Annotated in this window: 21 protein-coding genes and 1 riboswitch; of the genes, 11 read left to right on the top strand and 10 right to left on the bottom strand. The window is 71.5% G+C overall.

Annotation, left to right across the window (positions count from 1 at the left end):
- Nucleotides 1-91: 91 nt before the first annotated feature.
- Nucleotides 92-1,036 (bottom strand): bifunctional GNAT family N-acetyltransferase/NUDIX hydrolase, encoded by a 945-nt coding sequence (locus BLW57_RS18290; RefSeq protein WP_093475855.1) that lies wholly within the window; start codon nucleotides 1,034-1,036, stop codon nucleotides 92-94.
- Between the two features lie 146 nt (nucleotides 1,037-1,182).
- Nucleotides 1,183-1,758 carry a TerD family protein gene (locus BLW57_RS18285; protein ID WP_020940795.1) on the bottom strand — a complete coding sequence of 192 codons (576 nt, stop codon included), beginning with the start codon at nucleotides 1,756-1,758 and terminating at the stop codon, nucleotides 1,183-1,185.
- 160 nt (nucleotides 1,759-1,918) lie between these two features.
- Between BLW57_RS18285 and arfB the strand changes: the two genes are divergently transcribed.
- Together arfB and BLW57_RS18275 are read left to right on the top strand one after the other, a co-directional pair.
- Complete coding sequence (arfB, locus tag BLW57_RS18280) at nucleotides 1,919-2,356, top strand: alternative ribosome rescue aminoacyl-tRNA hydrolase ArfB (RefSeq protein WP_093475853.1); 438 nt, start codon at nucleotides 1,919-1,921, stop codon at nucleotides 2,354-2,356.
- Nucleotides 2,357-2,465: 109 nt separating this feature from the next.
- Nucleotides 2,466-3,359 carry a sigma-70 family RNA polymerase sigma factor gene (locus tag BLW57_RS18275; RefSeq protein ID WP_093475852.1) on the top strand — a complete coding sequence of 298 codons (894 nt, stop codon included), beginning with the start codon at nucleotides 2,466-2,468 and terminating at the stop codon, nucleotides 3,357-3,359.
- A gap of 389 nt (nucleotides 3,360-3,748) precedes the next feature.
- On the opposite strand, the gene BLW57_RS18270 is transcribed toward BLW57_RS18275, so the two are convergent.
- Together BLW57_RS18270 and BLW57_RS18265 are read right to left on the bottom strand one after the other, a co-directional pair.
- On the bottom strand, nucleotides 3,749-4,231 hold the full coding sequence (locus BLW57_RS18270; RefSeq protein WP_093475850.1) for a GNAT family N-acetyltransferase: 483 nt from the start codon (nucleotides 4,229-4,231) through the stop codon (nucleotides 3,749-3,751).
- 48 nt (nucleotides 4,232-4,279) lie between these two features.
- On the bottom strand, nucleotides 4,280-4,852 hold the full coding sequence (locus BLW57_RS18265; protein ID WP_176985629.1) for a flavin reductase family protein: 573 nt from the start codon (nucleotides 4,850-4,852) through the stop codon (nucleotides 4,280-4,282).
- Between the two features lie 338 nt (nucleotides 4,853-5,190).
- Between BLW57_RS18265 and cdgB the strand changes: the two genes are divergently transcribed.
- Nucleotides 5,191-6,852, top strand: coding sequence for a diguanylate cyclase CdgB (gene cdgB, locus BLW57_RS18260; protein WP_093475849.1), 1,662 nt, complete (start codon nucleotides 5,191-5,193; stop codon nucleotides 6,850-6,852).
- Nucleotides 6,853-6,970: 118 nt separating this feature from the next.
- Nucleotides 6,971-7,894, top strand: a complete 924-nt coding sequence (locus tag BLW57_RS18255) for a carbohydrate-binding protein (protein WP_093475847.1) — start codon at nucleotides 6,971-6,973, stop codon at nucleotides 7,892-7,894.
- A 58-nt stretch (nucleotides 7,895-7,952) separates the two neighbouring features.
- Here BLW57_RS18255 and BLW57_RS18250 read toward each other — a convergent pair whose 3' ends face one another.
- The 4 genes from BLW57_RS18250 to BLW57_RS18235 all read right to left on the bottom strand — a co-directional run bounded on the left by BLW57_RS18250 (nucleotide 7,953) and on the right by BLW57_RS18235 (nucleotide 11,618).
- Nucleotides 7,953-8,303: a peptidase inhibitor family I36 protein gene (locus tag BLW57_RS18250; RefSeq protein WP_093475846.1), complete on the bottom strand. Its 351-nt coding sequence runs from the start codon at nucleotides 8,301-8,303 to the stop codon at nucleotides 7,953-7,955.
- A gap of 106 nt (nucleotides 8,304-8,409) precedes the next feature.
- A complete protein-coding gene (locus BLW57_RS18245; protein ID WP_093475844.1) occupies nucleotides 8,410-9,327 on the bottom strand; it encodes a 1-phosphofructokinase family hexose kinase in 918 nt (305 codons plus the stop codon).
- 117 nt (nucleotides 9,328-9,444) lie between these two features.
- A complete protein-coding gene (nagA, locus tag BLW57_RS18240) occupies nucleotides 9,445-10,677 on the bottom strand; it encodes an N-acetylglucosamine-6-phosphate deacetylase (protein ID WP_256339515.1) in 1,233 nt (410 codons plus the stop codon).
- Nucleotides 10,677-11,618, bottom strand: coding sequence for an ROK family protein (locus tag BLW57_RS18235; RefSeq protein WP_176985945.1), 942 nt, complete (start codon nucleotides 11,616-11,618; stop codon nucleotides 10,677-10,679). Before BLW57_RS18235 ends, nagA begins: the two co-directional genes overlap by 1 nt.
- Before the next feature lie 142 nt (nucleotides 11,619-11,760).
- Here BLW57_RS18235 and BLW57_RS18230 point away from each other — a divergent pair, with 142 nt between their 5' ends.
- From BLW57_RS18230 to otsB, 3 genes are read left to right on the top strand one after another with little or no spacing between them, the layout of a single operon-like run.
- Nucleotides 11,761-13,014, top strand: a complete 1,254-nt coding sequence (locus BLW57_RS18230; RefSeq protein ID WP_093475841.1) for an extracellular solute-binding protein — start codon at nucleotides 11,761-11,763, stop codon at nucleotides 13,012-13,014.
- Between the two features lie 35 nt (nucleotides 13,015-13,049).
- Nucleotides 13,050-13,274: a DUF3263 domain-containing protein gene (locus BLW57_RS18225; protein ID WP_093480756.1), complete on the top strand. Its 225-nt coding sequence runs from the start codon at nucleotides 13,050-13,052 to the stop codon at nucleotides 13,272-13,274.
- Nucleotides 13,275-13,310: 36 nt separating this feature from the next.
- Nucleotides 13,311-14,186 carry a trehalose-phosphatase gene (gene otsB / locus BLW57_RS18220; RefSeq protein ID WP_093475839.1) on the top strand — a complete coding sequence of 292 codons (876 nt, stop codon included), beginning with the start codon at nucleotides 13,311-13,313 and terminating at the stop codon, nucleotides 14,184-14,186.
- Here otsB and BLW57_RS18215 read toward each other — a convergent pair.
- Together BLW57_RS18215 and BLW57_RS18210 are read right to left on the bottom strand one after the other, a co-directional pair.
- A complete protein-coding gene (locus tag BLW57_RS18215; protein WP_093475838.1) occupies nucleotides 14,174-15,607 on the bottom strand; it encodes an alpha,alpha-trehalose-phosphate synthase (UDP-forming) in 1,434 nt (477 codons plus the stop codon). The two genes, otsB and BLW57_RS18215, sit on opposite strands and share 13 nt — an antisense overlap.
- A 102-nt stretch (nucleotides 15,608-15,709) precedes the next feature.
- Nucleotides 15,710-16,654, bottom strand: coding sequence for a glucosyl-3-phosphoglycerate synthase (locus BLW57_RS18210; RefSeq protein WP_093475836.1), 945 nt, complete (start codon nucleotides 16,652-16,654; stop codon nucleotides 15,710-15,712).
- Between the two features lie 129 nt (nucleotides 16,655-16,783).
- Nucleotides 16,784-16,940: riboswitch (SAM riboswitch) on the top strand.
- Between the two features lie 17 nt (nucleotides 16,941-16,957).
- Between BLW57_RS18210 and thrC the strand changes: the two genes are divergently transcribed.
- The 4 genes from thrC (at nucleotide 16,958) to groL (ending at nucleotide 21,084) form a co-directional block, all read left to right on the top strand.
- Complete coding sequence (thrC, locus tag BLW57_RS18205; RefSeq protein ID WP_093475835.1) at nucleotides 16,958-18,241, top strand: threonine synthase; 1,284 nt, start codon at nucleotides 16,958-16,960, stop codon at nucleotides 18,239-18,241.
- Nucleotides 18,238-18,516, top strand: coding sequence for a MoaD/ThiS family protein (locus BLW57_RS18200; protein WP_093475833.1), 279 nt, complete (start codon nucleotides 18,238-18,240; stop codon nucleotides 18,514-18,516). Before thrC ends, BLW57_RS18200 begins: the two co-directional genes overlap by 4 nt.
- A 442-nt stretch (nucleotides 18,517-18,958) precedes the next feature.
- A complete protein-coding gene (locus BLW57_RS18195) occupies nucleotides 18,959-19,162 on the top strand; it encodes a cold-shock protein (protein ID WP_004929928.1) in 204 nt (67 codons plus the stop codon).
- A 299-nt stretch (nucleotides 19,163-19,461) separates the two neighbouring features.
- On the top strand, nucleotides 19,462-21,084 hold the full coding sequence (groL, locus tag BLW57_RS18190) for a chaperonin GroEL (RefSeq protein ID WP_073888043.1): 1,623 nt from the start codon (nucleotides 19,462-19,464) through the stop codon (nucleotides 21,082-21,084).
- Nucleotides 21,085-21,193: the final 109 nt, after the last annotated feature.

Genomic DNA, 21,193 nt, shown 5'->3' with positions numbered 1-21,193 from the left:
GCGAGAACCGCTGTCCGGACGTCGGCAGTGCCGGTCGACTTACGTGTCGTACAGCGCACTTGAGGTGTGCGGTGTCACAGCGGGCGGCGGGTCACGCCTCCCACTCGTCCAGCAGCCGGGCGAGGTCCGGCGGCCAGACCGGCTCCCGCTCCTCCGCCAGTTCCCGCCTGCTCCACCAGCGCCATTCGAGGATGAGGTCGGTGGCGTGCGCGGCGGCGACCTCGGGTCCGGCCGGGTCGCGGCGCGGGCCGCGGGTGACGTAGACGTGCTCGTGCTGGCGGACGGGAACTCCCGTGTGCGTGAAGTCGTGTTCCCAGGTGCACAGCAGCGGGCCGGGCTCCAGGTCGCCCCAGCCGGTCTCCTCGGCCAGCTCGCGCAGGGCGCCCTCGCGCGGGGTCTCGCCGGGCTCCAGGCCTCCGCCGGGCAGCGCCCAGTGGACGCCGACCTCCGTGTTGTCGTACCGCAGCAGCAGGACTGCGCCCTCGGGGTCCACGACGGCGATCCGGGCCGCCCGCCGGGGGGTGCGGTGCAGCACCTTGCGCAGGACGGCGCAGGGGCGGCCGAGGGCCCGGTCGGGGCGGTGGGCGATCACCCGGTAGCCGAGCGAGGTCCAGAAGGCCAGGGCACCGGGGTCGCCGTCGAGGACGGCGAGGCGTACGGCGGCGCGGCCCTCCGCACGGAAGCGGTTCTCGAGGAGTTCCGCGAGGGTGCGGCCGTGGCCCTTGCCGTGCTCCGCCGCGTCCACCATGAGCAGCCCGATCCACGGGTCCGGGTCGGCGGGGTCGGGGTGGTGGGCCAGCGTGATCGCGATCCCGACGAGCCGCCCGTCCTCAACACGGGCCACCAGCACCTCGGCGCCCGGCACGGCCAGTTCCCCGGCCAGCGCGTCCGCCACCTGCCCCGGCCGGATGTCGTCCGGGTCGGGGAAGTCGCCGCTGAGCCGCTGGTACGCGCGGTTGGACGCGTACAGCGCGGTGAGCTCGCCGAGCAGCGGGACCGGGATGTCCTGGCCGGAGACCAGGGGCTCGAGCATCATGCCCGGCAACCTATCGCCGGGTGTCCGCGGGCCCCCAGGGCTTTTCGCGGGGCGGCCGGGAACGCCGGGAGCCCCGGCCGTGGAACTCGTGGCCGGGGCTTCCGTCGGTGCCGGGGTGTCCCCCTCGGCGAAGAGCCGGGCGGGGCTCAGACGTTCACGCCGAAGTCCTGGGCGATGCCGACCAGGCCCGAGGCGTAGCCCTGGCCCACCGCGCGGAACTTCCACTCCGCGCCGTTGCGGTACAGCTCGCCGAAGACCATGGCCGTCTCGGTCGCGGCGTCCTCGGAGAGGTCGTACCGCGCGATCTCGGCGCCGCCGGCCTGGTTGACGATGCGGATGTAGGCGTTGCGGACCTGGCCGAAGTTCTGGCCGCGGTTCTCGGCGTCGTAGATGGAGACCGGGAAGACGATCTTGTCGATGTCGGCCGGGAGCGCGGCCAGGTTGACGTTGATCGCCTCGTCGTCGCCCGCGCCTTCACCCGTGCGGTTGTCACCGGTGTGGACGATGGAGTTGTCCGGGGTCTGCTTGTTGTTGAAGAAGACGAAGTGCGCGTCCGAGTAGACCTTGCCCTGCGTGTTGACCGCGATGGCGGACGCGTCCAGGTCGAAGTCCGTGCCGGTGGTGGTGCGGACGTCCCAGCCGAGGCCCACGGTGACGGCGGTCAGGCCCGGAGCCTCCTTGGTGAGCGAGACGTTGCCACCCTTGGACAGGCTTACAGCCATGTTGGGAGTCCCTTCCTTAGATGTCCCTGCACATGTGTGCCGACGAAGCTACCGTCACCGGGAACAACGTCGAGGGGGGTACCCGTGGTTCCGGGTCCCTTTACCTTTTTTACCCGCACCGGCGAAAACCGGGTGACGTGGGGCGGGCGGGCCCGGGAACATGGGACACATGTCCGGGCCCTATCTCATCCGCGGCTCGGTCTCGCTTCCCGAGGCCGAGCTGATCTGGCGTTTCTCGCGGTCGTCCGGGCCCGGCGGGCAGCACGTCAACACGAGTGACTCCCAGGTGGAGCTCCGTTTCGACCTCGCGCGCACCGAAGCGCTCCCCGAGGTGTGGAAGGAGCGGGCGCTCCAGCGGCTGGCCGGGCGGCTCGTCGACGGCGTGGTGTCCGTACGGGCCTCCGAGCACCGCTCCCAGTGGCGCAACCGCGAGACCGCCGCCGTGCGCCTCGCCTCCCTGCTCGCGGAGGCCACCGCGCCGCCGCCCAAGCCCCGCAAGCCCACCCGGATCCCGCGCGGCATCAACGAACGCCGGCTGCGGGAGAAGAAGCAGCGGGCGCAGACGAAGCGGGGCCGCTCCGGGCAGGACTGGGGCTGACCGGTCCGGCCGGTCGCCGCCCCGCCCGGGTGCGCTGTCACATTCCCGGGCCGCGGCGCGTCATGCGAGTGAGCAGCATGGAACGCGACGGAGAGGCCGGGACCAGCCGATGAGCGACGAGGGCAGCGACCAGTACGGCGAACGGCACGACGAGGGGGACCGGCGCGCCGACCGCGACTTCCTCGCCGACCGGTTCGAGGGATACCGGGGGCATCTGCGATCCGTGGCCTACCGGATGCTGGGCTCGGCGGCGGAGGCCGAGGACGCGGTCCAGGAGGCGTGGTTCCGGCTGCACCGGTCCGACACGCGTGAGGTGGAGAACCTCGGGGGCTGGCTGACGACCGTGGTGGGCCGGGTCTGCCTCGACATGCTGCGCTCGCGGCGCACCCGGGGCGAGGAGCCCCTGGACACCTGGCGTCCGGCACCGTCCGCCGAGCCGGACCCCGCGCAGGACGCCGTGCTCGCCGACTCGGTCGGGCTGGCGCTCCTGGTCGTCCTCGACACGCTGTCGCCGGCCGAGCGGCTGGCGTTCGTGCTGCACGATTTGTTCGGGGTGCCCTTCGAGGAGATCGGCGGCATCCTCGGGCGCAGCCCGGCGGCGGCGCGGCAGCTCGCGAGCCGGGCCCGGCGCCGGGTGCGGGGCGCCGACGCGCCGGAGACCGACCTGGCCCGGCAGCGGGAGGTGGTCGACGCCTTCCTGGCCGCCGCCCGGGGCGGGGACTTCGACGGGCTGCTCGCGGTGCTCGACCCGGACGTGGTGGCGCGCAGCGAGGCCGGCGTGACCAGTGGCGCGGCGGGGGTCGCCGCCGGAGCGGCGAGCTTCGCCCGTCTGGCGCGGATCGCGCGTCCGGCGCTGGTGGACGGCGCGACCGGACTGGTCGTCCTCGTCGACGGCCGTCCGGAACGCGTGCTGACCTTCGCCTTCGCGGCCGACCGCATCACGGTCGTCGACATCGTGACCGACCCGGCGCGCCTCGCGGAACTGACCGTAGAGCCGGTCTGAGCGGAAGCGGCCGTTCGGGGCGGTCCGAGGGGGAGCGGCCGTTCGGGGCGGTCTGAGGGGGAGCGGCCGGTCGAGGAGTTCTGAGCTGAGGGGGGGCGAGCGGTCGGTCGAGGAGTTCTGAGCTGAAGCGGCCCGTCCGGGCGGTCTCAGGAGCAGCCCGGTCGGGGCGGTTCTGCGCCCGAGCGGCCGGTTGAAGCGGTCTGAGCGCGAGCGAACCGTCGGGGCGGTCTGAGCGCGAGCGAACCGTCGAGGCGGCCCGGCGGCCCGGGCGGGGCCCGGCTAGGACAGGCAGGCCGGACTCATGCCGGCCGGACTCAGGCGGGCTGGACTCAGGTCGGCCGGTCTCTGGCGGGCCGGACTCAGCCCGGCCGGACTCAGGTCGGCTGGACTCAAGCCGGCCGGGCTCGGGCGGGCGGTTCCAACTCCAGCACGCCGACCGTTTGCTCCCCGCTCGTCTCCCCGTTCTTCCGGAAGCCCAGGCGGAGGTAGAACTCCTCGGGACCGTCCGGGCCGGGGTGCCAGGTGACGTACAGCTGTGTGCCGCCCCGGCGGCGCACCTCGGCGGCCACGGAGTCGACGGCGAAACGGCCGTAGCCCCTGCCCTGTTCCCCGGCGGCGATGTTGAGCCGCCACAGCGCGGAACGGCGCACGGTGCCGTCCTCGTACCAGTCGATGTCGAGCGCGGCCATCAGGAAGCCGACCGGGCGGTCGCCGTCCATGACGAGCCGGGGCCAGGCGACGCCGGGGTGCACGTAGGCCTCGGCGAGGGACTTCACGACCGGGGCGACCGCGTGTTCCTGACGGGGGTGCACACGGACGGCGAGGGCGGCGTCGAGGTTGGCGGGGGTCACTTCTCGCAGGTGGAGCGTCATCCGCGCACCCTAGGCCGGGCGGTCACCGTGCGGCCACGGATATACGGCTCAGCCCAACTGGCGGTACCTGCCGCGGAAGTAGAGCAGTGCGCCGCCCTCCGCGCTCGGTACCTGCGCGGTCAGGACGCGGCCGATGACCAGGGTGTGGTCGCCGGCGGCCACCCGCTCCTCGGTACGGCACTCCAGGGTGGCCAGCGCGCCGCCCACCAGCGGGGCGCCACTGACCTCGCCGCGGGTGTGGGCGATGTCCTCGAAGAGCAGCCGGTCGCTGATGCGGCCCTTCATGGCGAAGCGGCCCGCGATGTGCCGCTGGCTCTCGGCGAGGACCGACACCGCCCACAGCGGCTGTTCGTCGAGCAGGTCGTCCATGCGGGAGCCCTCGCGCAGGCTGACCAGCACCAGCGGCGGGTCCAGGGAGACCGACATGAACGCGGTGGCGGTCATGCCGACGCTCTCGACGGCCGGTGACCCGGGGTCGTCCGGGTCCAGCGGCGGTTCCTGCGCGGTCACCAGTACCACACCCGCGGCCAGCCGGGACATCGCGGCCCGGAACTCGTCGTTGCTCACCCCCTCAGCATGCCCGGAAGCGGCGAGGGCGGTGGATGAGGGAGTCTTCAGCACGCCGGAAACGCTAGTCTCCGCTCTCCGGAGGCCGCATCGGCCCTCCGGCCGAGGCTGGTCCTAGGACCAGGGGACGACCCGTGTGAGCAGCATGTGCGCACATCCGCATGGATTACGGTCAGGAATCACACAGACCAAACGCATAAACTCCACTCAATTGTTCAGGTTCTCCTGTGACTTGAGTCACAAGGGGCAGGAATTGTTGACCCTGTGTACCGAGTGCGGAGCGCGCTGTGATTCAGTGGCGGGGAAGCCACGAAGAGCACCGGAAGAGCCACGCCTAAGAAGCGCCGACGACAACCCTTGATTCGCTGCGAGGTCTCGGGGGGAGGGCGAGCATGGAGACCGAGTCGGAGCCGTATGTCCGCCTTGCGTCCCTGCGACAGCTGCACCAGGTCATGGCCGACATGAACACGGCACGCAGCCTGGCGGACACACTGCAGACAGTCGCCGACGGCGCCGTCCACGCCCTCGGGTACGAGATGGCGTGCGTGAACCTGGTGCGCCCCGACGGCGACGGCGACCTCGTGGTCGCCGCGTTCTCCGGGAACTCCGCCGCCGAGGCCCTCATCACCGGCCGGGCCGGCTCCCGCGAGTCCTGGGACCGACGGCTGAACATGGGCGAACGCTGGGGCGACCTCGTCTTCATACCGCACACCGAGGGCTGGGTCCTCGACGACGACGACGTCCCGCAGTGGTACACCGACGGGCCCGCGCCGCGCTTCGAGGACGAGTGGCACCCCTCCGACCGCCTCTTCGCGCCGATGTTCACCCCCGGCGTGCAGGGCGGCTCCTCCGGCGAACTGCTCGGCGTCATATCCGTCGACCGCCCGCGCAACGGCCGGCGCCCCGGCGCCTGGGGCCGCGAGGCCCTCCAGATGTACGCCTTCCAGGCCGCCATCGCGATCAGCAACGCGCGTCTACGTGCGAACATGCAGCGCGCCCTGGTCCGGCTGGAGCGCGAGCAGCAGGCCCTGCGCGCCAGCGAGGAATCCTTCCGGCAGGCCTTCGAGTACGCCCCCTCCGGCATGGCCATCGCCGAGATGGGCGGCGACCAGCACGGCCGCATACTGCGCACCAACGACGCCCTGTGCCGGCTGCTGGGCCGGCCCGCCTCCGCGATGCGCCGCTACTCCTTCTCCGACCTCGTCCACCCCGAGGACATCGGCACCCTGCTGCGCACCTCGGCGGAGGGTGGCCGGGCCGAGCTGCGGCTGGGCCGCAGGGACGGCAGCTACGTCTGGGTGTCCCTGCGCAACAGCGTGGTCGCGGACGCCGCCGACGGCCCGCGCTTCCTGCTCACGCACGTCGAGGACATAGAGGAGCGCAAGCGCCGCGAGCTCCAGCTCGCCCACCGTGCCTCCCACGACTCGCTGACCGGGCTGCCCAACTCCGCCGAGCTGCGCTCCCGGCTGTCGGCCAGGCTGTGCCAGCGGCCCACGCACACCGGTGTGGTGGAGTCCCTGGACGCGGCCTACGGCCACCCCGCCTTCGACATGCCCGCCGGGCACGGCTTCGACTTCCCGCCGGGCGCGCAGGCGTTCGACGCCTTCGACCACCATGTGCACACGGCGGCTCCCGAGGACGACCGGGACGACGGGGCCAAGGGACTCGCGGTGCTCTTCTGCGACCTCGACGGCTTCAAGTCGATCAACGACCGCTTCGGGCACAACGCGGGTGACGCGGTTCTCATCGAGGTGGCCCGCAGGTTGTCCCGCCAGGTCCGGGACGGTGACACGGTGGCCCGGCTCGGCGGCGACGAGTTCGTGATCCTCGCCGACGGCCTCGGCCGGGCCGACGCCCAGGACCTCGCCGTACGGCTGCGAGGCGAGATCATCCAGCCGATCCGGGCCGAGGGGCGGGCCGTCCGGGTGGGCGCGAGTTTCGGCATCGGATGGGCGCACTGCGGCATGACCGCGGACGAAGTGTTGAAGTCCGCCGACGAGCGGATGTACGTAGAGAAACGATCTCGTCCCAAACAGCACCGACGCGCCGGGTGAGCCGCAGGTCAGTGGGCTGATGCGGTCTGAGTCACCCGTTTGGGCCAGCCGGAGCGGGTAGGCTCGCCATTCCAGACCTGTACCGCATCCACCTGCACCCGCTGAGGAGTACCAAGGGATGACGCCCGGCGACAACGGCGCGAGCACGCCCGAGGACGACGACCCGTTCGGCTATCTGTACGCAGACGGCCAGGCCCGGGGAGCGCAGCCGCCGTCCGGCGGTTACGGCTATCCGAACTCGGTCAGCAGGGTGCGGGCCGTCGGCGAGCGCCAGTACGGTCAGCAGTCGACCGTCCCGCAGCAGCAGGGTGCCTACGGCCAGCCGAACGCCCACTACCAGGCCCCGGAGACGCTGCCCGGCGGTGCCACGACGAGCCGGCAGGCGGCCCCGTCCGGCGGTGACGGCGGCCGTCGCGGCCCCAACACCAAGGGCCTGCTGATCGGCGCGATCGCGGTGGTCGCGGCGGTCGTCATCGGCATCAGCGTGGCGATGATCAACGGCAACGCGGACGACGACAAGTCCGGCAACGAGGCGGACTCCACCCCGACCCACTCCCAGAGCCACGAGCCGAGCCCGACGAACACCAAGTCGACCCCCGCCGGCGAACTGCCGAAGGCGGACGCGAAGGATCTGAACCTCGGGCCCGGGCTGACGACGTCGACGGACGTCAAGGGCGCCAGGGCGAGCGGCGGCACCTATGTGACGGGCTTCAACCAGGCCGGAGCCACGATCACCTGGACCTTCAAGGGCATCCCCACCGCCGGCAAGTACAGCGTCTACGTCGGGTACAGCGTTCCCGGCAAGGACGGCAACGCCACCCTCTCGGTCAACGGCACGCCTTCCGACAGGCCCGTCGACCTGAAGAACTGGACGGGCGCCGGGGCGGGCGACTACGAGAAGGGCTGGACGAAGACCTTCAACTACATCCAGCTCGACCAGGGCACGAACACCATCCAGATCTCGTGCGGGCAGGGCAACCAGTGCGACGCCCTCATCGACCAGGTCTGGCTGGTCAAGGGCTGGGTCAAGTCCGGAGGCTGAGCCCCGAAGCGGTGTCGCGACCCCGGCGCTCGCCGAGGTCGCGACGGGGACCGCGGTACTACCTCGCCCAGACCTCGATGCCCGTGACGGTGCCGTGGGTGTTGTCCGAGTAGGTGTGCGGCTGCAGAGTGACCAGGCGGCTGCCGGCGCCGCAGCCGGTGGTGGCGTGCCAGAACTCGATGCGGTAGGACGTCTGGTTCGAGACGGACCGCGCCGTGGTGAAGGGGTAGCAGCCGGGCGTGAAGGATTCGACCGTCCTGTGGCCCGTCCTGTTCGTTCCCGACCACCCGCAGACCTTCCCGCTCGGGCAGGTGTTGGGGTCGGCCGCCGCGGCCGGGGTGGCGAAGGCGCCGCCCAGGAGTGCGCCGGTCACGGCCACCGTCGTCAGGCTCTTCTTGAGCATGCTCATATGAGGTTCCCCCTGTGTCGTTCGCTGCTGGTCGAGGCAGCGAATAGGTGATCACTCGATTATCAGTGCGACATCGGAGGGAAGGGCGATTCTCGGCCAAGGGCGTTCACGCCGCTGTCACCGACACCCGCTCCAGGAGTTTCTCGTAGACAGCCCGGTCGAAGTCGCCCGCCGTGGGCGACCGTACGGTGGCCGCCGACAGGGCGACCGTGCGGGCGAGGCGATCCGGCCAGGGGAGCCGGTCCAGCAGGCCGGAGAGGAGACCGGCGACGGCCGAGTCGCCCGCGCCGGTGGGATTGCCGAACTCGGGGGCGGGCGGCACCGCGCGCCAGCGGCCCTCCGGGGTGTGGGCCAGGAGGCCCTCGGCGCCCAGTGAGGCGACCACCGTGTGGGCACCGCGGCGGCGGGCGTCCTGGGTGGCGCGCAACGGCTCGTGCGAGCCGGTGAGTTCCGCCAGTTCGTCGGCGTTCGGCTTGATGATGTCGGGGCGCGCCGCCACCCCGCGGCGCAGCGGTTCCCCGCTGGTGTCCAGCAGTACGGGCACGCCGGCCGTCCGGGCCGCGCGTATCAGGCCCGCGTACGCTCCCACCGGCACCCCCGGCGGCAGACTGCCGCACAGCGCCACCGCCGAGGCGGAGGGCAGGAGTTCGTCGTAACGGTCCAGGAAGACGCCCCACTCGGTGGGCGTGATGTGCGGGCCCGGTTCGTTCAACTGGGTCGTGTCACCCGAGAGTTCGTCCACCACGGCGATCGTGCGGCGGGTCGGTCCGCCGACGGGCACCAGCGCGTCCGTCACCCCGGCCACGGCGGACAGCCGCTCGCGCAGCACCTCGCCGGTCGCGCCTCCCGCGAATCCGGCGACCGTCACCTCGTGGCCCAGCGCCGCCAGCACCCGCGCGACGTTCACGCCCTTGCCGCCCGGCCGTTCCCCGACGTCCGTGACCCGGTGCGAGGTGTGGGGCCGCAGCGACCGCACCCGATAGGTGATGTCGAGAGCGGTGTTCAGCGTGACCGTGAGGATCACCCGGTCCGACCTCCCTCGAAGTCCCTGTGCCTGTCATTCCGGGGGCACGATCATGCCAAAGAGACGGCGGCCGGCCCAGTCACGGGTCGGCCGCCGTCGCGGGAAAAGAGGGACGGATCAGGCCAGTTGGGGAGCGACCACCCACTCGCCCCGGCGCATCACGCCCTTGATGCCGAAGTCCGCGTCGAGCAGCACGAGGTCGGCGTCCTTGCCGGGCTCCAGGGACCCGACGCGGTCGGACAGGCCCAGCAGCCGGGCCGGGTTGGCCGACAGCGCCGTCACGGCGTCCTCCACCGACAGCCCGTCGACGGTCACCGCCCGCTTGAACGCCCGGTCCAGCGTGAGCGTGGAGCCCGCGATCGAGCCGCCCTCCACCAGCCGGGCCACCCCCTCGCTGACCTCGACCTCCAGCGGGCCGAGCATGTAGCGGCCGTCACCGATGCCGGCCGCGTCCATCGCGTCGGTGATGAACGCGACCCGGTCCGCGCCCGCGTGGTGGAAGGCGAGCTCCAGCGCGGCCGGATGCAGATGCGTCCCGTCGTTGATCAGCTCGACCGTGACCCGCTCGTCCTCCAGCAGGGCCGCGATCGGGCCGGGTGCGCGGTGGCCGAGACCCGGCATGGCGTTGAAGAGGTGGGTGGCGACCGTGGCGCCGGCGTCGATGGCCTCGACCGTCTGCTCGTAACTGGCGTCCGTGTGACCGATCGCCGCGATCACCCCGTGCTCCGCGAGCAGCCGTACGGAGTCGATGCCGCCCGGCAGCTCGGTCGCGAGCGTCACCATCTTCGCCTTGCCGCGCGCCGCGTCGATCAGCTTGCGCACCTCCGCCGGATCCGGGTCGCGCAGCAGCGCCTCGGAGTGCGCGCCCTTGCGGCACGGCGAGATGAACGGCCCCTCGAAGTGGATGCCGGCGATCTCCCCCTGTTCTGCGAGCTCGCTCAGCAGCCCGGCCTGCCGCACCAGCAGGTCCATCTCGTCGGTGACGGTGGAGGCGACCAGGGTGGTGGTGCCGTGCAGGCGGTGCGTGCGGATCGCGGTGAGGATCTGCTCGGGGGTGCCGGCGAAGGAGGCGCCGCCACCGCCGTGGTTGTGGATGTCGACGAAGCCGGGCACCAGCCAGTGGTTCCGTACGTCCACGACCCGCGCGTTCTCGGGGGCCGTGCCGGTGATGCGGGTGCCGTCGACGATCACCCGGCCCTCTTCGACGGTTCCGGTGGGGAGGACCACGCTGGCGCCGGACAGTACGAGGGGGGTCGCGGCCGCGGCGGGCTGCGGGTGGGTCGTGGCCGGTCGCGCCCACGCGGCGGAGCCGCGTGTCGAGGCGTCCCGCGCCCCTGGGTCGGCTGCCATCAGGGGGTTACCTCCGTACGGTCGGTGTGGTTGAGGAGATCCCGGGCGAGCAGTCCCGCGCCCAGGCAGCCCGCCGTGTCCCCCAGCGCCGCGGGAACGATGGCCGGCAGTTTCTGGAAGGTGACCCGCTGCCGGACGGCGGTCCGCAGCGGCTGGAACAACACTTCCCCCGCCTCGGCCAGGCCGCCACCGATGATCAGCGTCCGCGGGTCCAGCAGGGTGAGCGCGGTGACCAGCCCGTCGGCGAGCGCGTCCACCGCGTCCTGCCAGACCCGGACGGCGTTCGGGTCACCGGACGCGACGGCCTCGGCACAGTCGGCCGCGTCCGCTTCCGGGTCCCCGCCGGCGGCCGCCCACGCCTCGCTGACGGCGGACGCGGAGGCGTACCGCTCCAGACAGCCGCGCTGCCCGCACGGGCAGGGCGTGCCGCCGGGCCGTACGACGATGTGGCCGATCTCGCCGGCGAAGCCGTGCGCGCCGGTCTCGACCCGGCCGTCCAGGCCGATGGCGCCGGCGATGCCGGTGCCCAGCGGCACGAACAGGAACCGGTCGGCGCCCTGGCCCGCGCCGATGCGGCCCTCGGCGAGCCCGCCGGTGCGCACGTCGTGGCCGAGGGCGACGGGCATCCCGAGCCGTTCGGCGAGCAGGGCGCGCAGCGGGACGTCCCGCCAGCCGAGGTTGGCCGCGTAGGCGGCGACGCCCCGCTCCTCGTCGACGATCCCGGGGACCGCGATACCGGCCGCGGCGGCGGCCTCGCCGTACCGCTCCACTCCGTACGCGCGCAGCCCGGCGGCGAAGTCGAGGATCTCCGCGACCACCGCGTCGGGGCCGCGCTCGCGCCCGGTGGCGCGGCGGGCGCGGTGCAGCAGCGCGCCGTCGTCGCCGACGAGTGCGGCCTTCATCCCGGTACCGCCCACGTCGAGGGCGATGACATGTCTCACCACGGGGCCTAGTGTGGCCCCCGCACCCGGGAGAGGTCTAGTCCACTCGCGTGGTGTAGACCTTATGCGTCCACATATTGAACCGTCAGACAGCAGGGTTGGGGCTTTGAGGGTGCGTCGGCTTACGGCAGGAACGATCGCGGTGGTGTCCGCTCTGGGCATGACGGCGGTCCTCGGCGGATGCGGGAGTACCGGCTCCTCCGACGTGACGCTCAGACTGATCGCCGCCGACTACGGCGACTCGGCCGCCAACAGCTCCGAGAAGTACTGGAAGGCCCTGGCCGATACGTACGAGTCGGCGCACCCCGGCGTGAAGATCGAGGTCAGCGTCTACTCCTGGAACGACGTCGACGCCAAGGTCAAGGAGATGGTCGACGCCGGACACGCGCCCGACCTGGCGCAGATCGGCGCCTACGCCGACTACGCGGCCGCCGGCAAGCTCTACCCGGCCTCGGACGTCCTCTCCATCCGCACCCAGGCCGACCTGCTGTCGCAGCTCTCCGACGCGGGCCAGTGGAAGCACACCCAGTACGGCATACCCTTCGCCGCCTCCACCCGCGTCCTCTTCTACAACAAGACCCTCTTCGCCAAGGCCGGCATCACCCCGCCGACCACCTGGGACGAACTGGCCGCCGACGCCGAGGCGCTCAAGAGCAAGGGGGTGAAGTACCCCTACGCCCTGCCCCTCGGACCCGAGGAGGCCCAGGCCGAGACCATGCAGTGGCTGCTCAGCGGCGACAACGGCGGCAGCGGCTACACCGACGACATCGGCACCTACACGATCGACTCCACGCAGAACGTCGGCACCCTCACCTGGCTCAAGGACGAACTGGTCGGCAAGGACCTGACCGGACCCGTCGCCCCCGGCAGGCTCAACCGCGCGACCGCCTTCGCCGCCTTCGCCGACGGGCAGGTCGGCATGCTCAACGGCCACCCCACGCTGATGCAGCAGGCGGCCAAGAAGGGCGTGAAGTTCGGCATGGTGCCCATGCCGGGCCGCACCGGCAAGGCCAGGGCGTCGATGGGCGTGGCCGACTGGATGATGGCCTTCAAGCAGAACGGCAACGCCGACCGGATCGGCGACTTCCTCGACTTCGCCTACAGCGAGAAGAACGTCCTCGCCTTCTCCCGCGAGTACGGGCTGCTGCCGGTCACCAGCTCCGCCTCCGACACCATGAGCGCGTCGGACAAGGCCACCGACAAGGCGCTGCGCCCCTTCCTCGCCCAGCTGCCCACCTCCGAGCTGTACCCCGTCGGCAAGACGTCCTGGGCGGCGGTCAGCGCCTCCGTGAAGAAGGACATCGGCCAGGCGGTCGCCCCCGGCGGCAGCCCCTCCGGCGTCCTCACCCGCCTCCAGACGGCGGCCACGGCGGCCGACAGCAGCGACGCCGGCTGAGCCCGCTGTCGGTACCCGGCGCTACCGTGGCCGGCATGGAACTGGGCCACCGCGAACAAGCCATCCTCGCGCTGGAGCGCCGCGGGTTCACCGGCCCCGGCGCGAAGGAACGGGCGATACGCGAGGAGCTGGACCTGTCGCCCGTGCGCTACTACCAGCTGCTCAACGCCCTGCTCGACGACGAGCGGGCCCTGGCCCACGACCCGGTGACGGTCAACCGGCTGCGCCGGGTGCGAGAGGCCCGCCGGTCCGAGCGTTGAGGAGTGGACCCGGCGTTCCGCGGATAGTGTCGCCGTATGGGCACCCATACGACGGACTCACCCGACCCGACCCACGGCACGGACCCCCTGCCGACCCCGGCCACCCAGGCCGGCCGGGACGGCCTGGCCGCCCTCCTGGCCGGTCCCCGCACCGCGGTGGTCGGACTCGACTTCGACGGCACCCTGGCCCCGATCGTCGCCGACCCCGAGCAGGCCCGCGCCCATCCCGAGGCGGTGTCCGCGATCGCCGCCCTCGCCCCCAAGGTGGCCTCCGTGGCCGTCATCACCGGCCGCCCCGCCGGTGTCGCCGTCCGGTACGGCGGCTTCGCCGGCGTGCCCGGCCTGGAGCACCTCACCGTCCTCGGCCACTACGGCGCCGAACGCTGGGACGCGGTCACCGGCACGGTCACCGCACCCGCCCCGCACCCCGGGGTGGCGGCGGTCCGCGCGGAGCTGCCCGGCGTGCTGGAACAGGTCGGCGCCCGGCAGGGCACCTGGATCGAGGAGAAGGGCCGGGCGGTCGCTGTCCACACCCGCCGCGCCCAGGACCCGCAGGCCGCCTTCGAGGCCCTGCGGGAGCCGCTCACCGACCTCGCCACCCGGCACGGCCTGATCGTCGAACCCGGCCGGATGGTGCTGGAGCTGCGCCCGCCCGGCATGGACAAGGGCGTCGCGCTCGCCGAGCACGTCCGGGCGACCGGCGCCCGGTCGGTCGTCTACGCCGGCGACGACCTGGGCGACCTGCCCGCCTACGCGGCCGTGGACAAGCTCCGCTCCGACGGCGTCCCCGGCCTCCTGGTGTGCAGCGGCAGCGCCGAGGTCACGGAACTCGCCGAACGGGCCGACCTGGTGGTGGACGGCCCGGAGGGCGTCGTGGCACTGCTGCGGGGGATCGCCGCTCAGCTGGACTGATCGTCCAGGGCGTGCAACTGGTCCAGGAACCACCGCGCCGGCGGAAGCGCGGTCGCGGCGGCAGCCAGCCGCTTCGACCGCTCCGCCCGCTCCTCGCGCGGCAGGCTCAGCGCCTCGTGCAGCGCGTCCGCCGTGCCCGTGACGTCGTACGGGTTCACCACGATCGCGTCCGCGCCCAGCTCCTCGTACGCCCCCGCCTCGCGTGACAGCACCAGCGCGCAGCCCTCGTCGGACAGCAGCGGGATCTCCTTGGCGACCAGGTTCATGCCGTCCCGGATGGGGTTGACCAGCGCCACGTCGGCGAGCCGGTAGGCGGCCAGCGAGCGCGCGAAGTCGTCCTTCACGTGCAGCTCGACCGGGGTCCAGCCGGGCGTGCCGTAGCGCGCGTTGATGTCCTCGGCCACCCGCTGCACCTCGGCCGTGTAGTCCCGGTACACGGCGAGGTCCTGCCGGGAGGGATAGGCGAACGCCACGTGGACGACCTTCTCGCGCCACTCGGGGTGGTCGTCGAGCAGCTGCCGGTACGCCAGCAGGCCGCGCACGATGTTCTTGGACAGCTCGGTGCGGTCCACGCGGACGATGGTCCGGCGTCCCTCGCCGATCTCCTGGCGCAGCGCCGCCATCCGCTCGGCCACGTCCGGCTCGTGGGCCCGCTTGCGCAGGAAGTCGCCGTCCGCGCCGAGCCCGTGCACGCCGATCCGCGTGCCCGAGGGGATGCCGGGCCCGAGCACCGCGTGACAGCAGTCCTTGAAAGCGTCGGCCCAGCGCTGCGTGAGGAACGCCGCCCGGTCCGCGCCCAGGATGCCGCTCAGCAGCTCGGCCGCGATGTCGTCGGGCAGCAGGCGGAAGTAGTCCGGCGGGGCCCACGGGGTGTGCGAGAAGTGACCGATGCGCAGGTCGGGACGGAGCCGGCGGAGCATCCGGGGGGCGAGGGCCAGGTGGTAGTCCTGGATCAGCACCGCCGCGCCCTCGGCCGCCTCCTCGGCCAGCGCCTCGGCGAACGCCCGGTTGTACGCCTCGTAGGCCGCCCACTGCCGCCGGAATTCGGCGTCGAAGACCGGCTCCAGCGGGGTCTGGTAGAGCATGTGGTGGACGAACCAGAGCACCGAGTTGGCGATGCCGTTGTACGCGTCCGCGTGCACCTGGGCGTCGATGTCGAGCATCCGCACCCGCTGGCCGCCGGTGTCCTCGGTGGGCAGGAGTCCGCCGTCCGCGCGGCGTACGGCCTCCCGGTCGCCGTCGCCGAGTGCGGCGCACACCCACACCGCGTTCGTGTCCGGCCCGATGGCCGACAGCCCGGAGACCAGCCCGCCGCCGCCGCGCCTGGCGCGCAGCGAGCCGCCCGAGTCGTCGTCCACCGTGTACGAAACCGGGCCGCGATTGGACGCGACCAGCACCTCAGCGCCGTGCGTGGAAGCCATACGCCTCAACCTAGCCCGACCCGGAAACGCTCAAACGTACGCTCCACCCCGGAAGGGGGCTGTATACAGCCGTTCCTTCGCGTGCCCGCACGGCCGGCCCGCTCAGGCCACCCGGCGTGCCGCGTACTCCGCGACCTCCGCCATCGGGGGCCGTTCCTCGGTGTCCACCGAATAGGTGCGCGGCTCAAAACCGTCCTCGCCCCGCTCGAACTGGGTCAGGGAGGGCCGCACCAGGTGCCCCCGGGCCAGCCGGAGCTGGGCGGTGCGGTAGATGGCGGCGGCCATGCGGCCCAGCGCCTGGCCGTCCTGGTGGCGGTGCTTGCGCACCCCGACGTCCACCTGGGCCAGCGCGTCCAGCCCCACCAGGTGCAGGGCGTCCACCAGCATCCCCAGCTCCACGCCGTAGCCGACGGGGAACGGCAGCTGCTCCAGCAGCGAGCGGCGGGCCGCGTACTCGCCGCCCAGCGGCTGCACGAAACCGGCCAGCTGCGGCCAGTGCATGTTCAGCAGCGGGCGGGCCATCAGCTCGGTGACCCGGCCGCCCTGCCCGGCCGCACCCCCGAGCGGGCGGTCGTACATGCCCTTGACGAGATCCACCTCGGGGTCGGTGAGCAGCGGGCCGACGATCCCGGAGACGAAGTCGGAGGAGAACTCGCGCAGGTCCGCATCGATGAAGCAGAGGATGTCCCCGCCGGTCACCAGCAGCGAGCGCCACAGCACCTCGCCCTTGCCGGGGACGGCCGGCAGGCGGGGCAGGATGTCGTCGCGGTGGACGACCCGGGCGCCCGCGGCGGCGGCGACCTCGGAGGTGCGGTCGGTGGAGCCGGAGTCGACGACGACGATCTCGTCGACCAGCGGTACCTGCTCGACGAGGTCGTGACGGATCACCGCGACGATGTCGCCGACCGTCTCCTCCTCGTCGAGGGCGGGCAGCACGACGCTGACCGTCTGACCCGTACGCTGCTTGGCGGCCAGGATCCGGTGGAGCGGGCGATCGGCCACGGACCAGGAGCGGGTGGCCAGCCAGCGCTCGACTTCTTCCAGCACGGTCTGCGGCTCCTCACGTTGTCTCGCGGTTCGGACGACTATCTCAACTGTCCTGGCCTTCGGTTACAGTCTTGAACAACGCCGATGACCATCGCATGTCGGGGGTCACCGGTGTCGACAACCACATACAGCTCATCCAGAGGGGCAGAGGGAAACGGCCCGATGAAGCCCCGGCAACCCTCCAGTCGGTACTCGTAGATCAGTTCTGATCGTCTCCGCGAGGCTCCCGGCTAGGGAAGGTGCCAAATCCGTCTCACGGCGAAGTGCGTCGTGAGGAAGATGAGGAGAAAGGGCCTCGCCTCCATGGCTGTGCAGACTGTCGCAAGCACCAGCAATCCCGCCGTCGACCTCGGTCCCGCCGCTGCCCTCAGCTGCCGCGAATGCGGACACCGGGTACCCCTCGGGCCGGTCTTCGCCTGCGAGGAGTGTTTCGGCCCGCTGGAGATCGCCTACGACTTCTCCGCGTACGACACCGAGGAACTGCGCCGGCGCATCGAAGCGGGCCCCGCGAACATCTGGCGTTACGCGCCGCTGCTGCCCGTCCCCGCCGACGTGGCCGACAAGCCCAACCTCAACCCGGGCTGGACGAAGCTCGTCAAGGCCGACAACCTCGCCCGCGAGCTCGGCGTCACCGGTGGCCTGTTCGTGAAGGACGACTCCGGCAACCCGACGCACTCCTTCAAGGACCGGGTCGTCGCCCAGGCCCTGGAGGCCGCCCGCGCGTTCGGCTTCACCACGCTCTCCTGCTCCTCCACGGGCAACCTGGCCGGTGCCGTCGGCGCCGCCGCCGCCCGGGCCGGCTTCCGCTCCTGCGTGTTCATCCCGCACGACCTGGAGCAGGGCAAGGTCGTGATGGCCGCGGTGTACGGCGGTGAGCTCGTCGGCATCGAGGGCAACTACGACGACGTGAACCGCTTCTGCTCCGAGCTGATCGGCGACCCGGCCGGCGAGGGCTGGGGCTTCGTCAACGTCAACCTGCGGCCGTACTACGCGGAGGGCTCCAAGACCCTCGCCTACGAGATCTGCGAGCAGCTCGGCTGGCGCCTCCCGGACCAGATCGTGGTCCCGATCGCCTCGGGCTCCCAGCTCACGAAGATCGACAAAGGCCTCCAGGAGCTGATCAAGCTCGGTCTGGTCGAGGACAGGCCGTACAGGATCTTCGGCGCACAGGCCGAGGGCTGCTCCCCGGTGTCCACCGCCTTCAAGGCCGGCCACGACGTGGTCCGCCCGCAGAAGCCGAACACCATCGCCAAGTCGCTTGCCATCGGCAACCCGGCCGACGGCCCCTACGTCCTCGACATCGCGCGCCGCACCGGCGGCGCCGTGGAGGACGTGACGGACGCCGAGGTCGTCGACGCCATCAAGCTGCTCGCCCGCACCGAGGGCATCTTCGCGGAGACGGCGGGCGGCGTGACCGTCGGCGTCACCCGCAAGCTGCTCAAGGACGGCCTGCTGGACCCGGCGAAGACCACGGTCGTCCTCAACACCGGCGACGGCCTCAAGACCCTCGACGCGGTGGCCGGCACCGGCCTCAGCGCCACCATCCGCCCGACCCTGGACTCCTTCCGAGAGGCTGGCCTCGCATGAGCGTGACCGTTCGCATCCCGACCATCCTGCGCACCTACACCGGCGGCCAGGCCGAGGTCAGCGCCGAGGGGGTGACCCTCGCCGAGGTCATCGAGAGCCTGGAGAAGAACCACACCGGGATCGCCGCCCGGGTGCTGGACGACCAGGGCAAGCTGCGCCGTTTCGTGAACGTCTACGTCAACGACGACGACGTGCGTTTCGAGCAGGGCCTCCAGACGGCCACGCCCGACGGCGCGGGTGTCTCGATCATTCCCGCGGTGGCCGGCGGCTGCTGACCGGATGACCGATCATTACCTTCGGTAACAGCGGTGACGCATTGTTCATCGGATTGCCCCCTCCGTGAGAGAAGCGGAGGGGGCAATTCTGCGTGATTGAGCGCGGTACAGTTGGGGAACGCGGTCGTGGCCTTCGGGTCGCGAGCCCTGCATTCATGCCGCAGGCCCGACAAGAAGTAGCCAAACTACGCGGGTTTTATGCGGCTTTTGCTCCTTTTATGGGGCCCGACTTGCCCTGAATTCGGGCGAATTCTCGGCAGATTCCGGACCGTCCCCGTCCAGAATTCTCGTCCGATTGACCTGTTGCAGACGGCAGTTGGACAGATACATTCAGCCGCGGTCGACGCGTTCCGGCGCACGCCCCCGGCCAATAGGGGGTGAGGTCTGACCCGGGTCCGCGAAGTGTGGATCTGTGCAAGGGCCAGTAATAGGGGAGTTAGGCATGGCTCAGGGCACCGTCAAGTGGTTCAACGCGGAGAAGGGGTACGGCTTCATCGCGGTCGACGGTGGTGCGGACGTATTCGTCCATTACAGCGCCATTCAGATGGACGGCTACCGCACCCTGGAAGAGGGCCAGCGGGTGGAGTTCGAGATCTCGCAGGGCCAGAAAGGCCCGCAGGCCGACATGGTTCGCCTCAGCGCCTGAACGTTTCTTGCACGAAGGGCCCGCACCTCGCACAGGGTGCGGGCCCTTCGTCATGCCCCGGCCCCGCCGTTCGCGGGTGGCCGACGGGGCGGGTCCCACCCTCGAAGGCGCTTGCACTCGACCATGCCGAGTGCTAATCATTGCGTTAGCACTCTGAAGGTGAGAGTGACAACGAAGGACCGGGTCGGTGAGGCCCGCAGGCCAAGTGGGGCAAGGAACCATGCGGCCGGCGAGCCGTCCGTCGCGGGCGCGGGCGCGGTCCGAAGGAATCACCCCCAGTCCTGGAGGGACCACTTCACATGGCCAAGATCATCGCGTTCGACGAGGAGGCGCGGCGCGGCCTCGAGCGCGGCATGAACCAGCTCGCGGACGCCGTCAAGGTGACGCTCGGCCCCAAGGGCCGCAACGTCGTCCTCGAGAAGAAGTGGGGCGCCCCCACGATCACCAACGATGGTGTCTCCATCGCCAAGGAGATCGAGCTCGAGGACCCGTACGAGAAGATCGGCGCCGAGCTGGTCAAGGAAGTCGCCAAGAAGACGGACGACGTCGCCGGTGACGGTACGACCACCGCGACGGTGCTCGCCCAGGCCCTGGTCAAGGAAGGCCTGCGCAACGTCGCCGCCGGCGCCAACCCGATGGCTCTGAAGCGCGGTATCGAGAAGGCCGTCGAGGCCGTCTCCGCCGCCCTGCTGGAGCAGGCGAAGGACGTGGAGACCAAGGAGCAGATCGCCTCCACCGCGTCCATCTCCGCCGCCGACACCCAGATCGGCGAGCTCATCGCCGAGGCCATGGACAAGGTCGGCAAGGAAGGCGTCATCACCGTCGAGGAGAGCAACACCTTCGGTCTGGAGCTCGAGCTCACCGAGGGCATGCGCTTCGACAAGGGCTACATCTCCGCCTACTTCGCGACCGACATGGAGCGCATGGAGGCGTCGCTCGAGGACCCGTACATCCTCATCGCCAACTCCAAGATCGCCTCGGTCAAGGACCTGCTCCCGCTGCTGGAGAAGGTCATGCAGTCGGGCAAGCCGCTGCTGATCATCGCCGAGGACGTCGAGGGCGAGGCCCTGTCGACCCTGGTCGTCAACAAGATCCGCGGCACCTTCAAGTCCGTCGCCGTCAAGGCCCCGGGCTTCGGCGACCGCCGCAAGGCCATGCTCGGCGACATCGCCATCCTCACGGGCGGCGAGGTCATCTCCGAGGAGGTCGGCCTCAAGCTGGAGAACGCGACCCTGGACCTCCTGGGCCGCGCCCGCAAGGTCGTCATCACCAAGGACGAGACCACCATCGTCGACGGTGCCGGCTCCTCGGAGCAGGTGCAGGGCCGCGTGAACCAGATCCGCGCCGAGATCGAGAACAGCGACTCGGACTACGACCGCGAGAAGCTGCAGGAGCGCCTGGCGAAGCTCGCCGGCGGTGTCGCGGTCATCAAGGCCGGTGCCGCCACCGAGGTGGAGCTCAAGGAGCGCAAGCACCGCATCGAGGACGCCGTCCGCAACGCGAAGGCCGCCGTCGAGGAGGGCATCGTCGCCGGTGGTGGCGTGGCCCTGCTGCAGGCCTCCCAGGTCTTCGAGAAGCTGGAGCTCGAGGGTGACGAGGCGACCGGCGCCAACGCCGTGCGCATCGCGCTCGAGGCCCCGCTGAAGCAGATCGCCGTCAACGCCGGCCTCGAGGGCGGTGTCGTGGTGGAGAAGGTGCGCAACCTGACCCCGGGCCACGGCCTGAACGCCGCGACCGGCGAGTACGTCGACCTGGTCGCCGAGGGCATCATCGACCCGGCGAAGGTGACCCGCTCTGCCCTGCAGAACGCCGCCTCCATCGCCGCGCTGTTCCTCACCACCGAGGCCGTCATCGCCGACAAGCCGGAGAAGGCCGCCGCGCCGGCCGGCGGCGGCATGCCGGGCGGTGACATGGACTTCTGATCCCTCCGGGATCGGTACCAGTCCTTTCGTACGAGGGCGGTACGCCCTGCCACTGGCAGGGGGTACCGCCCTCGGGCGTGTTCCGGATCACGTGCGGGTTCGGGGCGGT

It is taken from the genome of Streptomyces sp. 1222.5, from assembly GCF_900105245.1.
In the GTDB taxonomy this organism is placed as follows: domain Bacteria; phylum Actinomycetota; class Actinomycetes; order Streptomycetales; family Streptomycetaceae; genus Streptomyces; species Streptomyces albidocamelliae.
Note: the sequence above shows the minus strand (reverse complement) of the source record. Positions and strands in the feature narration are given on the sequence as shown.